This is a genomic window from Chromobacterium sp. ASV23 (genome assembly GCF_016428945.1).
GTDB classification, from domain to species: domain Bacteria; phylum Pseudomonadota; class Gammaproteobacteria; order Burkholderiales; family Chromobacteriaceae; genus Chromobacterium; species Chromobacterium sinusclupearum.
In genome coordinates, this window is record NZ_JAELTR010000005.1 from 12,608 (window position 1) to 25,909 (window position 13,302).

Annotated in this window: 16 protein-coding genes; all 16 read left to right on the plus strand. The window is 64.7% G+C overall.

Features of this window, described 5'->3' with window-relative positions; genetic code table 11:
- The first annotated feature begins 62 nt into the window (after nt 1-62).
- The gene (locus JHD59_RS03730) at nt 63-443 is read left to right on the plus strand and encodes a hypothetical protein (RefSeq protein WP_199153201.1); all 381 of its coding nucleotides are present in this window, start codon (nt 63-65) and stop codon (nt 441-443) included.
- Complete coding sequence (locus JHD59_RS03735; RefSeq protein WP_199153202.1) at nt 427-2,478, plus strand: EscV/YscV/HrcV family type III secretion system export apparatus protein; 2,052 nt, start codon at nt 427-429, stop codon at nt 2,476-2,478. Before JHD59_RS03730 ends, JHD59_RS03735 begins: the two co-directional genes overlap by 17 nt.
- Nucleotides 2,465-3,781 carry a FliI/YscN family ATPase gene (locus JHD59_RS03740; RefSeq protein ID WP_233163883.1) on the plus strand — a complete coding sequence of 439 codons (1,317 nt, stop codon included), beginning with the start codon at nt 2,465-2,467 and terminating at the stop codon, nt 3,779-3,781. The genes JHD59_RS03735 and JHD59_RS03740 overlap by 14 nt, the downstream gene beginning before the upstream one ends.
- Nucleotides 3,775-4,158: a type III secretion protein gene (locus JHD59_RS03745; protein ID WP_103321772.1), complete on the plus strand. Its 384-nt coding sequence runs from the start codon at nt 3,775-3,777 to the stop codon at nt 4,156-4,158. Before JHD59_RS03740 ends, JHD59_RS03745 begins: the two co-directional genes overlap by 7 nt.
- Nucleotides 4,159-4,196: 38 nt before the next feature.
- Complete coding sequence (locus tag JHD59_RS03750; protein ID WP_199153203.1) at nt 4,197-4,691, plus strand: hypothetical protein; 495 nt, start codon at nt 4,197-4,199, stop codon at nt 4,689-4,691.
- Entirely contained in the window at nt 4,681-5,592 is a 912-nt protein-coding gene (locus tag JHD59_RS03755) for a hypothetical protein (RefSeq protein WP_199153204.1), read from the plus strand. The genes JHD59_RS03750 and JHD59_RS03755 overlap by 11 nt, the downstream gene beginning before the upstream one ends.
- 741 nt (nt 5,593-6,333) lie before the next feature.
- The gene (locus JHD59_RS03760; RefSeq protein ID WP_103321769.1) at nt 6,334-6,684 is read left to right on the plus strand and encodes a hypothetical protein; all 351 of its coding nucleotides are present in this window, start codon (nt 6,334-6,336) and stop codon (nt 6,682-6,684) included.
- Between the two features lie 20 nt (nt 6,685-6,704).
- Nucleotides 6,705-7,298: a hypothetical protein gene (locus JHD59_RS03765; protein ID WP_199153205.1), complete on the plus strand. Its 594-nt coding sequence runs from the start codon at nt 6,705-6,707 to the stop codon at nt 7,296-7,298.
- 11 nt (nt 7,299-7,309) lie between these two features.
- Nucleotides 7,310-8,107, plus strand: a complete 798-nt coding sequence (locus tag JHD59_RS03770) for a hypothetical protein (protein WP_199153206.1) — start codon at nt 7,310-7,312, stop codon at nt 8,105-8,107.
- Nucleotides 8,108-8,126: 19 nt separating this feature from the next.
- On the plus strand, nt 8,127-8,594 hold the full coding sequence (locus JHD59_RS03775; RefSeq protein ID WP_071110374.1) for a SycD/LcrH family type III secretion system chaperone: 468 nt from the start codon (nt 8,127-8,129) through the stop codon (nt 8,592-8,594).
- Nucleotides 8,591-10,051 (plus strand): type III secretion system translocon subunit SctE, encoded by a 1,461-nt coding sequence (gene sctE / locus JHD59_RS03780; protein WP_103319711.1) that lies wholly within the window; start codon nt 8,591-8,593, stop codon nt 10,049-10,051. Before JHD59_RS03775 ends, sctE begins: the two co-directional genes overlap by 4 nt.
- Nucleotides 10,052-10,068: 17 nt before the next feature.
- Nucleotides 10,069-10,671, plus strand: coding sequence for a type III secretion protein (locus JHD59_RS03785; protein ID WP_103319709.1), 603 nt, complete (start codon nt 10,069-10,071; stop codon nt 10,669-10,671).
- A 12-nt stretch (nt 10,672-10,683) separates the two neighbouring features.
- A complete protein-coding gene (locus JHD59_RS03790; RefSeq protein ID WP_103319707.1) occupies nt 10,684-11,067 on the plus strand; it encodes a type III secretion protein in 384 nt (127 codons plus the stop codon).
- The gene (locus JHD59_RS03795; protein WP_199153207.1) at nt 11,043-11,735 is read left to right on the plus strand and encodes a GNAT family N-acetyltransferase; all 693 of its coding nucleotides are present in this window, start codon (nt 11,043-11,045) and stop codon (nt 11,733-11,735) included. Before JHD59_RS03790 ends, JHD59_RS03795 begins: the two co-directional genes overlap by 25 nt.
- A gap of 4 nt (nt 11,736-11,739) precedes the next feature.
- The gene (locus JHD59_RS03800; protein WP_199153208.1) at nt 11,740-12,246 is read left to right on the plus strand and encodes a SycD/LcrH family type III secretion system chaperone; all 507 of its coding nucleotides are present in this window, start codon (nt 11,740-11,742) and stop codon (nt 12,244-12,246) included.
- A 14-nt stretch (nt 12,247-12,260) separates the two neighbouring features.
- On the plus strand, nt 12,261-13,244 hold the full coding sequence (locus JHD59_RS03805) for a hypothetical protein (protein ID WP_199153209.1): 984 nt from the start codon (nt 12,261-12,263) through the stop codon (nt 13,242-13,244).
- The last annotated feature ends 58 nt before the right edge of the window (nt 13,245-13,302 follow it).

The window sequence follows — 13,302 nt, forward strand, 5'->3', positions numbered from 1 at the left end:
TTACCCTATCCCCCACGGCCAAGACCAAAGGCATGCTTAGCTCATCGAATCGGAGAGCGATGATGGACCTGCAATGGCAACGACAGTCGGAACTCTGGCTACGCCTGATGGATGCGCAAGGCGCATCCGCGTCGTCGAATCTGGCTATACGGCTAGGCCGGGACACCTTCTATCTGGAACAGCACGCAGGCCGGGCCAGACTGGCGCTATCGCGGCCAATACGCCGCGAACAAGGCCAGGCGACGCTGCTGCGCCTGCTTGGCCTGCTGCAGCCCGAAGCCGGCGGCGGCGTGCCTTTGCGCGCCTGGATCGCCCGCGGCTGTCTGTGGCTGGCCACCACCGCGCCGCAGGATAGCGGGGCAGAGCATTGGGCCAGCCTTTCCCGCCAACAGCGCCGATTGATGGACCGCGTCATGGAGGACTCGCATGAAAAAGATCAATGACTGGCTGCAGGGCCTGCAGTCGCGCCAGGATGTGGTGCTGGCCGCCATGCTGCTGATGGCCATCTTCATGATGATCGTGCCGCTGCCCACCCTGCTGGTGGATGTGCTGATCGCCATCAACCTGGCCCTGTCCATCACGCTGCTGATGATGGCGGTGTATATCCGCGAGCCGATGGAGTTCTCCGCCTTCCCCGCCGTGCTGCTGATCACCACGCTATACCGGCTGGCCCTGACCATCAGCACCAGCCGCCTTATCCTGCTGCAGCACGACGCCGGCGAGATCGTCTACACCTTCGGCAATTTCGCCGTGGGCGGCAACCTTGCGGTGGGGCTGATCGTGTTCGCCATCATCACCGTGGTGCAATTCATCGTCATCACCAAAGGCTCGGAACGGGTGGCCGAAGTCAGCGCGCGCTTTTCGCTGGATGGCATGCCGGGCAAGCAGATGAGCATAGACGGCGATATGCGCGCCGGCATCATCGACGCGGCGCAAGCCAAGCGCGAACGCGCCTTGGTCCAGAAGGAAAGCCAGCTCTACGGCGCCATGGATGGCGCGATGAAGTTTGTCAAAGGCGACGCGATCGCCTCCATCATCGTCATCCTGGTGAACATCTTCGGCGGCATCTGCGTAGGCGTGTTCATGCATGAGATGAGCGCGAGCGAGGCCGCCTCCACCTACGCCATCCTGTCGGTGGGCGACGGGCTGATCGCGCAGATTCCCGCGCTGCTGATCTCCATCGCCGCCGGCATCATCGTCACCCGCGTGCCGGGCGAAACGCGGCGCAACCTGGCGGCCGAACTGTCCTCGCAGATCCTGCGCCAGCGCCAGGCCTTGTGGATCGTGGCGGCGGTGCTGGCGCTGTTCGCCTGCCTGCCCGGCTTTCCCGTCGTGGTGTTCCTGGCGCTGGCCGCCGCCGTGGCCGGCACCGCCTGGTGGGTATCGCGGCGGGATGGGCGCGACGCCTCATCCGGCCATGCGACTGACAGCGCGGACGGCAGCAATGCGGCAGACGCCGCGCCGGCCATCGGCGCCATTCCGCTGCTGCTGCGCGTCCACCCGGAACTGGCCCAGGGCGGCGCGCTGGCAGGCAGCTTGAGCGAGTTGCGGGGACAAAAGCTGGAACAGCTTGGCCTGCCCTTGCCGGAAATCCTGCTGCAGGCCGACGCCAGCCTGCCGCCGCGCCAGATGGTTTTCCTGCTGTATCAAGAGCCGGTGCTGCAACTGGAACTGCGCCCCATGTTGCTGCTGGATGCGGCCAGCCCCGCGCTGCCGCAGGCCGCCGCGCGCGACACTCTGCCATTCGGCGGCATCACGCTGCAATGGATTGCGCCGGATCAGGCAGCCGGCTTGGCCGCGCTGGGACACACGCTGTATCGGGACGCCGAACGCGTGGTCCATCTGGTGTCGCTGGCGCTGGACCGCTACGCCGCCGAGCTGATAGGCGTGCAGGAGGCCCGCTACCTGATGGACCAGATGGAGCAACGCTACGGCGAGCTGGTGAAGGAACTGCAGCGGCAGCTGCCAGTGGGCCGCGTGGCCGATGTCTTGCAGCGCCTGGTCGCCGAAGGGGTGTCCATCCGCGATCTGCGCGCCGTGTTCGAGGCGCTGGTGGAGTGGGCGCCGCGCGAAAAAGACCCGGTGATGCTGACCGAGTACGCCAGGCTGGCGCTGCGCCGCCATATCGTCGGCCGCCAGCGCCGCGGCCAACCCTGGATCAGCGCCTGGGTCATCGGCGGCCATATCGAGCAGACCATACGCGAATCGATCCGCCAGACCTCCGCCGGCTCCTACTCCGCGCTCAGCACGGAGGAGAACCAGGCCATCATCGGCGAGATACGATCCTCGCTGGAAAAGAGCGGCGCAGCGGGCATGGCCTTGGTCACCGCGATTGATGTGCGCCGCTTCGTGCGCAAGCTGATCGAGCGCGACCTGTTCTCGGTGCCGGTCCTGTCATTCCAGGAATTGGGGGACGAGGCGGAACTCAAGGTGCTGGGCCATGTGGAACTGATAGGAGACGCCCATGCGACTGCCTGATTACTTCGCCGTGCTGGACGCCATCGAGCCGCCGCAACTGGAGATGGGCCGCGCAGGGCGGCTGGAAGGCAGGCTGTCCGAAGTCGGCGCCACGCTGCTGCGCGCCCACCTGCCCGGCGCGGGCCTGGGAGAATTATGCGCCCTGCCTGTCGACGATCCGGCAGAGGTGGTCGCCATCGTCGGCGAGGAGGCCCTGCTGTCGCCGTATCGCGAGCCCGTCGGCTTGTGCAGCGGCATGCTGGTGCGACCCAGCGGACGCCGCGCCGACATCGGCGTCGGCGATGCCATGCTGGGACGGGTAGTCGACGCGCTGGGCCGTCCGATAGATGGTCTGCCGGCCCCGCCAGCGAGCAGCCGCAGGGAAATCGACAGCGACCCGCCCGACCCGATGCAACGCAGCGTCATCGATACCGCGCTGCCGATGGGCGTGCGCGCCATCGACGCCGCGCTCACCGTCGGCGTGGGACAGCGCCTGGGCATCTTCGCCCCGGCCGGCTGCGGCAAAAGCACCTTGCTGGGCATGCTGGCGGCCGGCAGCGACGCCGACGTGGTGGTGCTGGCCTTGATCGGCGAGCGCGGGCGCGAAGTGCGGGAGTTTCTGGAGCACGTGTTGAGCGCCGAGGCGCGCCAGCGCAGCGTGGTGGTGGTCGCCACCTCGGACCGTCCGGCGCTGGAGCGGCTGAAGGCAGCCGCCACCGCCACCACCATCGCGGAGCACTTCCGCGATCAGGGCAAGAACGTGCTGCTGCTGGTGGATTCCCTCACCCGCTACGCCCGCGCCGTGCGCGAAATCGCGCTGGCGGCCGGCGAACCCATCGTCGCCGGCGGCTATCCGCCCAGCCTGTACGCCCGCCTGCCGCGCCTGCTGGAGCGGGCCGGCCCCGCCGCCCGCGGCAGCATCACCGCCTTCTACACCGTGCTGATGGACGACAAGGCGGATGCGCTGGCGGAGGAAGTCCGATCGCTGCTGGACGGCCATATCGTGCTGTCCCGCAAACTGGCCGAGGCCAATCACTACCCGGCGATAGACCTGCTCGCCAGCGTCAGCCGGGTCATGCATCAAGTGGCGGCGCCTGCCCACCGCGAGGCCGCCGCCCGCCTGCGCCAGCTGCTGTCGGCATGGCAGGAGATAGAGCTGTTGGTGCGGGTGGGCGAATACCGCCCCGGACAGGATGTCGACGCCGACGATGCCATGGCGCGGCGCCCGCGGATCAATCAGTTGCTGCGACAACGCGTGGATGAGCAAGTCCGCCTGGACGCCGTGTTGGCCGAACTTGCCGAAACCGTGGGGCTGCCATGTTGAATCAGCTGCTGGACGTCAAACGCCGCCGCGAACGCAGCCTGCGCGCCGCGCTCGCCCGGCTGGCCGACGAGGAGCTGGCGCTGTGCGCGCGCCAGGATGCGGTGCACGCGCGCCGCCACACGCTGTATCAGGAATGGCGATCGCTGGCCAGGCAAAGCGGCTGCTTCGATCACCACGGACTGGAAAGGCTGCGTTCTTCGCTGGCGAAACTCGAAGGCGAAGATCAAACCCTGGCGCGGGAACTGGAAACCCTGGCCGCTGAGCGCGCGCTGCTAGCGCAAGCGCGCGCCGAACAAGACAGCCTGCTGCGCCGCAATTTGCGTGAACAGGAAAAACTCGTCTTGCTGCTGGAGTCCGAACACAACCACAAGCATTGAGGCCGTCACCCCAATCGCCAACAGGATGAGGCATCACCATGTACGCACCGATAAGCCATAGCGCCAATAGCCGCCCATCGTCGCGCGGGCAAGGAGAGCATGACGCCCATGCGCCGCATCAGGATGACGCCAAGCGCTTCCGCGCCCTGCTGGATGACGCTCAGGCCCATCCCGATATGAGCATGCCCTGGCAGAGTCCGCCCCTGCCGCAGCCTCCCCTCGCGCAGGACGAAGCGGAATCGCCCGCTGGCCCGCCCGCGGCCAGCAAGTTGCAACCTTGGGCTGAGGCTCCCCTCCCTCATGCGCCGCCACAACCCATTGACGAGCGGACGCTCGCCTTACGCGCCAGCAGCGGCCCGCTGGCAGGACTGATTGTGCAGGCATCCTGGCAGGGAGGCGGACTGGGCCTGCGGCTGTCCGCGCCGCCAGGCGCGCTGGCGGCGCGGCTGGAAAGAGAGAGGCGCAATCTGGAGGCTGCGCTATCGGCGGCGCTGGGGGTGGACGTCACACTGGAGGTCGATCATGAGCAATGAATGCCTGCCCGCCACGCTCAGTCTTTTTGAGCTCAGCCGCATCGGCGCCAGCGCGGAGCATGATGGTTGCCGTTTCGACAGCGACTTCGCCCAGCCTAGCGGCGACGGCTTGCGGCTGACCGCCCGCAGCGATGGCGAAGACTTGGCCTTCTGGGTGCCGGAACCGGAATGGCGCGACTGGCTGCAGCCGCAGCTGGCCGTGCCGCGCCACGGACCGATCGATGCGGAACTGCTGCCTCTGCTGGCGGCTTGGACCCTGTCGCCGCTGGATGGATGGCTGCAGGCCTCAGGTCAAGCGAGCCTGACTGCCGCTTCGGTCGAAAGCGGCGCCGCGCCGGCCTTCGGTTGGAGGCTGACGCTGAGCATGGGATCACGCCGCCTGCCGCTGTACCTGGAACAGGCGCCGGCGGGCTGGCTGCAGGCTGTGCTGGCGGCGCTGCAGCCATCGCCGCAAGGCGAGCATGAGCTGGCGCTGGCCCTGGGCTGGTGCGTGCTGACTGAACCAGACTGGGCCGATGTCGCCGTCGGCGACGCCCTCCCCATCATCGGCATGGCAGACTCGCTGGATGCGTTCTGGCTGCACCCCCAGGCCTGTCCAGGGCGAATTCTATTGCGGGAGTCTGGCGATGCCGTCGTCGATGGCGCCGCGCTGCCGCTAGGAGAACCCTCCGCAGGCGAGTTACGTCTTGTCGTGGAAGCGGGACGCGCCCGTTTCTCGGCCCTCGATCTGGCGTCCTGGAGGCCGGAAGCCCAGCTGTTCCCGCGCGCCGCGGCTTACCCCGCCCTGCACCTTACCAGGCACGGCAAAACCTTGGCGCTGGGACAGCTGCTGCGGCTGGATGACGGCTGGGCGGTTCGCATCGCCTCGCGCGCAAGCGAAGCGCAGGGGCGGAACTGCTGAGGCTTGCCGAGCGGTTGACTCTCGTCCTTGAGCAACTGCTCGCAGAAAGGCGATAGACATAGACGCCGCCGACCTGGCCCGGAGCGTCCCGCACCATCATGCGGCCGCCGGCCTCGCACCGCCGCCAATGGTTGATCGCGACTTTTTCGCATCATCAAGATTTAAACCGCTTTTGAAAATCATGGATTCTGGGCCGTTCATTCATGTCAGCGCGAATTTAATCGAGCTGGACAGCGGAAGAAAGCGCTTTGAAATAGACATCTTGCGCCATGGCTTGCCCTGATTGTTTGGCGATTGAAAATAGCATATGCATTGAAGCCATCCTCTATCCCATGAGCCATGCCGCCTCTTTCGAAAACATGCTGATGTTTCAGCATTTGACCAAGCCCATTCAATATATGACACAGGCAAAACCATTCATTTTCTGAAAATGGAAGCCTAGTTGCACTCCCAAGCGCTTAAACAGAAAAACCCTGGCAAACATGACCCTTCCAGCTTTTTTATATCGCCGACGCGACATAAAAAAAGCCGGACTCAAATAGCCCACTCTTTTCCTTCCCGCCTCCGCCATTTCAGGTATTCACCTTATCCCGCGCCCCCATCTCACGGATAAAAATGAATACCGAAACGCATGCAAACCACGCCGGAAAAACACCAAAGAAAGCGCCACTTTTCGAAAGTTAAGCCGCAAGGACCGGCCTAGCATCCGGCAAACCTACCCAATAAAGGGAGAAATAAACGATGAGCCAAACCGCTATTCACCCGCTGCAACACCTGATGCAAGACCTGCAGAAACGCCAGCAAGGGCTGGGCGAGCAATTACAGGCGTTTCAGCTTCTGCAGCAGGAAATCGCCGCGCTCAAACAACGCGCGCCGCAGGACGCCCAGGCGCGCCAGCGGCTTGAGCGCCTGTCCCGCGCCATGCAGGGCGAACTGGCCCCGCTCAATCAACGGCTGTCCCAGTGCGTGGAGAGCCTGCAGGGCAATTTCAAATCGCTTGAGGAGTCGCTCAAGCAAGCGGGAAGCGGCGGCGCAGACAAGCCCGCCGCCGCTCGCAAGGCAGGCCCGATGCTGGGCCGCAACTTCATCTGACCATTCAGGAGAAATTCATCATGACATTCGCCACCAACTTTGCCAGCAGCTCGCCCATCGTCAACCAGGACTACAACAACTACGTCGACAACAAAGCCGGCCAAGGCGACTCCATCATGTCGCAAGGCATCTCGGTGCTGTACAAGTTCATGACCTTGTTCTCGGACCTCGCCCAGGGCAAGTATGACCAGATGAGCGCCAAGGCCGACCGCGCCCGCGACTCCCAACAAGCCGCCAACCAGGTGGACTCCATCATTGCCCAACTGAAGGATGCGGGCAGCACGGCCGACTTGCCCCAGTCCGTCATCGACTACCTGAAAAGCCACAACATCAGCATCACGGTGCAGAACGACGGCCAGAATTCAACCAGCGGAATCGAAGACTACCTGAAGAGTATCGGCCATCCGGACGGCAAAGGCCTGAACAAGGGCCAGCTGGACGTGATCAAGGGCGCGCTGGAAACCGACTCCGGCCGCTGCTCCGACTTCGTCACCCAGGCCCAGCTGCAAATCCAGAAGACCATGCAGTCCTACAACGTCTGCGTCAGCCTGATCAACAGCATGCAGTCCCTGCTGGCCGAAATGAACAAGTCCATCGCCCAGAACATCCGCTAAGGACGCACGCCATGAGCATAGCAAGCAGCTTCGCCGGAATCGGGGGGGTTTCCGCCAACCCCGACTACGGCGCCTATGTCGACCGCAAGGCCGGCCAGGGCGATTCCATCATGTCGCAGGGCATTTCGGTGCTGTACAAGTTCATGAGCTTGTTCTCCGACCTTGCCCAAGGCAAATACGACCAGATGAGCGCCAAGGCCGACCGCGCGCGCGACTCCCAGCAAGCCGCCAACCAGGTGGACGCCATCCTCTCCAAGCTGGCCAATGCCGGCGACAAGGCGCCGCTGCCGCCGGAGGTGATCCAGTACCTGAAGGATCACAACATCGCGGTGGGCGGCAAATCCATCGACGACTACTTGAAGGCGAATAATCCAGCGCTGCCGTTTCTGGACAAGCTGCGCGAGAAAATCGCCCAGGCCGGCCCGGAAGGAATGCGCTCGGACAGCTGGCAAGACGTGGTCAGCTATATGGATGAGCACGGCATCAAGGTGGATGGCCAGAAATGCGCCGACTACATCTGGGGGCTGCCGGAAGTGGGGCAACGCAGCTACCAGAACATCAGCCGCGAGCACATGCAGCACATCGCCGACGTCTTGGCCGAGGCCTCCGGCGGCCTGGACAAGGGCCAGCTCAATGAAATCAAGGGCGCGCTGGAAACCGACTCCGGCCGCTGCTCCGACTTCGTCACCCAGGCCCAGCTGCAGATCCAGAAGACCATGCAGTCCTACAACGTCTGCGTCAGCCTGATCAACAGCATGCAGTCGCTATTGGCCGAGATGAACAAGTCCATCTCGCAAAACATCCGCTAAAGCCAACAAGGAGAAGGACATGACCGAGCAAGACGACCTCGATACCGTGCGCGACTTCTTCAATCAAGGCGGCACGCTGCAGGCGCTGGTCAATCTGGACCCGGCCGATCTGGACAGCGTCTATTCCTATGCCTGCCAGTTGTTCGACGCCGGCGACTATGCGGGGGCCAAGCGTTTCTACCTGATGCTGGCCCGCCTGTCGCACTGGCAATTCGACTACTGGCTGGCATTGGGCCTCGCCTGCCAGCGTCTGTCGGAACACGAGGAGGCCGTGTTCAGTTTCGGGCAAGCCGGGCTGTTGCGGCTGGATGACCCGCGCCCGGCCTATCTGGCCGGACTCAGCCACCAGCTGGCCGGCCATCCCGAGCAGGCGGGCAAAGCCTTCGCCGCCGCGCTCAAGTGGTGCGCCAGCAAACCGGAACACGCCGCGATCAAGGCCGAGGTCCTGCGCCAGGCCGCCCTTCTCCCTCAGGAGGAACACGCATGAACACCATCATCGACAACTTCTCCCCAGCCGGCCTGGGGGATGCCCGGCGCACGGAAGATGCGCCGCCAGCCGGCAACGTCGGCCGGGTAGGCGCGGGCGCGCTGGATCCGCTCGCCGCCCCAGGCCCGCGCGACCAACAACGCGGCCAGGAGCATGCTTTCCAATCGCCGCCGCGCCCGCGCGAGTCCGTTACGCTGCGCCTGGCCGAAGGCGCGCTCAACCGGATTCTGGATGCCTTCGGCCCGCGCGTGGACGGCAAGCCCATCACGCTGGCCCAGCTGGAACGCACGCCGATGGAGGCGATGAGCCTGGCCGCCGCCCTGCTGGGCGTGAAATCGCTGGGCGACAACGCCGATCTGAAGTCGCTGGCGCTGGAAATCCGCACCCAGGGCGCGGAGAACCTGCGCCTGCGCCAGAACGAAGACCTGCGCAAACAGATAGACAAATCGATAGAGGACCAGAACAAGGCGCAAAAAGCCGGCATCTTCTCGGCCATCGTCGACTGGATCGTCTCGGTGGCCGAGGTGATCAGCGGCGTCGCCAAGATCATCGTCGGCGACGTGGCCGGCGGCGCCATGGATTTGGCGGCCGGCTGCTCCGGCCTGGTCAAGGCATTTGCCGAAACCATGGCCCTGGTTTCAGACGGCGACGCCGCAGCAAAGTGGAAAGAAGTGGCCGACATCGCCGGCAAGATCCAGCTGGGCTTTGAAATCGCCGGGATGATGGTGGACATCATCAGCGTGGGCCGCGGCGTCATGGCCGCCAAGTCCATGGCCAAAGCCACCGAAACTGCCATGGAGAAAGGCGCTGGCGAGCTGCTGGAAAACACCATCAAGCAGACCAGCGGCGCGGCCGGCAAGGAAGTGGCGCAGGAAGTCATCAAGGATGTGGCCAAACAGGTGGCCTCCGATGTGGCGGCGGAAGTCTCGGAGCAAATCGCCAAGAACATCGCGGAGCAGACTACCCGCTTCCTGGGCCAGGGCCACTTGCTGGAAGCCTTCAGCAAACAGGCCATCGAGCAGATGGTGGCCCGCGCCGTGGAAACCGTGGCGGAAAAGGCCCTCAAGACCGGCGCCGAAACCACGGCCAAGGAGTTGACGAAGTCAGTGGTCAAGGAGGTGCAGCGCGAAGTGGTGAAAGCCGCGATCCACGCCAGCCTGATGAGCGCCGCCAACACCGCCAAGGCCGTGACGCGCGCCAGCCTGCAAGGCGCCAACGGCGTCTTCCAGGGCGAAATCGCCAAGGAGCGCGCCGAGCTGCAGAAAGTCGTGCAGCAACTGATGGCGGAAAGCAACTTCATGCAGTTCATGCTCGACGAGTTCGAAAAGCTGAAAAAACGCGCCAAGGAAGACATCGGCAATCTGATGGACGGCGCCGGCAAGGCCCTGGCAGCCGGTTCCGAAGCCCAGAACAAGACCGGCGCCGTGCTCAGCAGCATTGCCGCCAATATCGCCTGACTTTCAAGGAGAAGTCTATGAACACCATTGCAAACACCAACGCAGCCGCCATCAATAGCGGCACGCCCGTACTCAGCGTGGACGGCAATCAAGGCGGCGACGCCATCGGCCAGCTGAACGAACTGATGGTGCAACTGGGCCAGTTGTTCGGCAAACTGCGCGACCTGCTGCGTCAATACAACCAGATTCAGCAGAACAACGCCTTCCAGATGCAGAAAACCTCGTTCGATACCCGGATGCAGGCCATCGAAACCGAATTCGACGCCAAGAACAAGCAGGCATGGGCGCAGATCGGCACCGGCATCGCCCAGGGGCTGGCCGGCGCGGCCTCCGCCTTCGGCGCGGCGCAGGGCAGCTGGCTGGCTCATTCCGGCGATATCGGCAAGGGGATAGGCAGCATCGTCGACGGCAGCGTCGGCGTCGCCGTCAATCCAGAACTGCGGGAGGCGCAGGAAAAGCAGGCCGAGGCCGACTATCAGCACGGCCTGGCCGAACAACAGCTCAAGCGCGCCGACGAGACGCTGGAAAAAGCGCTCAAGGTGTCCAGCGACCTGCGCGAGATCCTCAGCACGCTGACGCAGGCGCACGAACGCCTGTCCAGCAGCGTGCGCATGTCGTAAGGAGCTTGGATCATGGACGATGTCACCCGCTTCCTTCAGGCCGATGGCCTGAAGCCCGCACCGCAGAGCTTCCTGGGCAGCGATTTCATGCTGGGACAGCGCGTGGACACCGGGCGCTATGCCCTCACCTATCGGCAGGAAGGCGAGCGTCTGGTGCTGTGCGATTTTTCCGCCCAAGCGCCCGACGGACAGGCCGTGCTCGCGCTGATGACGCTGCTGCGGCGGCTGATCAAAGCCGTACCGGCGCTGCGCTACGTCGATGCCATGATCCTGCCCGCCCCGCGCGACCCGGCGCTGGACCGGACTCGCCGCCGGCTGACCGAACTGATGCTGGCGGAAGGCGCGCAGCCGGTGCGCCTGGACGACGAGCTATGGCTGCGCTACCGCTGCCGCTAGCCTGCGCGTTGCGGCCCACGCCCTTGGCCCACGCCGACTACCCGTGCTATCGCGCGCTCTATGCCGACCCGCGCGTGGCGGCCCCGACGGGTTTGCCCGCGCTGGCCGACGAGGACGAGGCAAGACGCTGGTTCCATGCCGCGCTGGCCTTGGCTCCCGAGCAAGGGCGGATCATGGCTTTGCGCCTGGGCGGCCAGGGCGCGCTGGCTGGCGTGCTGCGTCTCACCGACTGGGACCGCGGCGCCGGCGTGCTGACGCTGGGCTACGCCCTGAGCCCCGAATGGTGGGGACGGGGCCTCATGCGGGAATGCCTGGCCGAAGTGCTGCCCTGGCTGTTTGGCGGCGGCCTGGGCGCGCCGCTGCACCGTATTCAAGGCTGGGTGCTGAGCGACAACCATCCCTCGCGCCGGCTGCTCGCCAAACTGGGCTTTACCCACGAGGGCACGCTGCGCGGCGTGTTTCGCCACGGCGCAAGCCGCCATGATGTTTGCGCCTATGGCTTGCTGATCAGCGACCACCCCGCCGCAGCGCTAGCCCATGAGACGGCATATGCGCCGGACGGAAGCGCATCGACGACGGAATCGCCAAAGCCCGAGCCGTTTTGCCAAAGCCGCTCCCACACCCATCCATCACACTCTAGCCCCATGCAAGGTGCTCAAAGGTCTTAGCCGTATGACGTCACTGAACATTCCCTTAACTGCCACGCCGGCCGAGCAGGCCGAGGCCGCCGCGCGACGCTGCCTGGAGGTGCTGGAAGGCCGCGCCACGCTGGGCAATATCACGGGCTACAGCGCGGCGGAACTCGAAGCCATCTATGAGCGCGGTTATCGCGCCTGGAGCGCCGGCGACCTGGACAGCGCCACTGCCGACTTCGCTTTTCTGGCGCTGCAGCAACCGCTGGACCGCCGCTTCCTGTTCGCTTTTGCCTGCGCGCTGAAGCGGCATGGCGAATTCCGCCACGCGCTGACTTTCTTCGGTTATAGCGTGGCGATGCAGGCCAATGATCCCTTCGCCACCTTTCACATCGCGGAATGCCTGCTGGCGATGGATGAATTGAATGCCGCGCGCGACGCGCTCGATACCACCATCGCGCTGTGCTACGGCCAGGCTGACGCGGACCCGCGCTTCACCCCGCTGCGACAGCGGGCGGAAAACATGCTGGACGACCTAAACCACTGATCAGGAATCTCGACATGGAAAATCCATCAATCAGCAGGCTTTCCTCTTCATCCATCAGCCATCTGGATGGCAATGCGAAAATCGACAATTCTCCGGGCATGGTGCTGGACTCCCCTGAAGACTTGGGCATTGCGCAACCGAATACCCAGAACCGGCCGGAAACGCTGAGTCTGGCGGAGCTGGAAGACAAGGCCAAAACGGCCGACGCCGAAGCCAAAAAATGCGGCGTAGACATCGCCAAGCGCGGCTTCTTCGCCAAGCTGTTGACCCTGGCCGCCGCCAGCGCCGTGCTGGTGGCCGCGGCCCTGGTCACCGGGCTGACCGGCGGCGCCGGCATCCCGCTGCTGGCGCTGGCCGGCGTCGGTTTCGCCATGGCGGTGGGCGATGTGGCCTGCGCCGGATACGACTGGTATAGCAAAGCGCATGGCGGAGAAGGCATGGCGATGGGCGGCGACTCGCTGGGCAATTTCATGAACTGGCTGGCCACAAAGTGCGGCGCTTCCGCCGATGCCGCCAAGAAAGTCGGCACCTATGGCTCTTTGCTGGCGCGCGGGACGCTTGCCGTCGGCACCATCGCCGTCGGCGGCTTCCTGCCTGTAGCCACCACGGGCACGCTGCATAGCGCCGGGCTGGGGATTTCCATAGGCAGCGCCGCGTTGACTACGGCAAGCGGCATACCGACCGCCAGCGCCGGCTTGCGCAGCGCGGACAAGCAAAAGCATGAAATGGAGGCGGCGGAGGCCAAGGCCAAACTTGCCATGGTCAAGGCCAGGCCTGAGCAAAAAAATCAATCCGTGCAAACCGACGCCATGCCCGTCCAGGACATGGCCACGCAGACCCGCCCGACTCCGGCCTTGGTTTCAACAGCCACGCAGGCCGAGCGGGCGCAGACACGCGACGCGGAAACCGAAACGATCCACTTGATCAGCCAGACCGTGCGGGAGACGCTAGAGCAGAGCGCGCGACTGTTGCAGCGCAGCCATTCGGTTTCCTTCTGATCGCCAGGTGGTCAGTATGACTGGAAGCAGTGTTGCTTAGCACCGCTAACAGAACCTC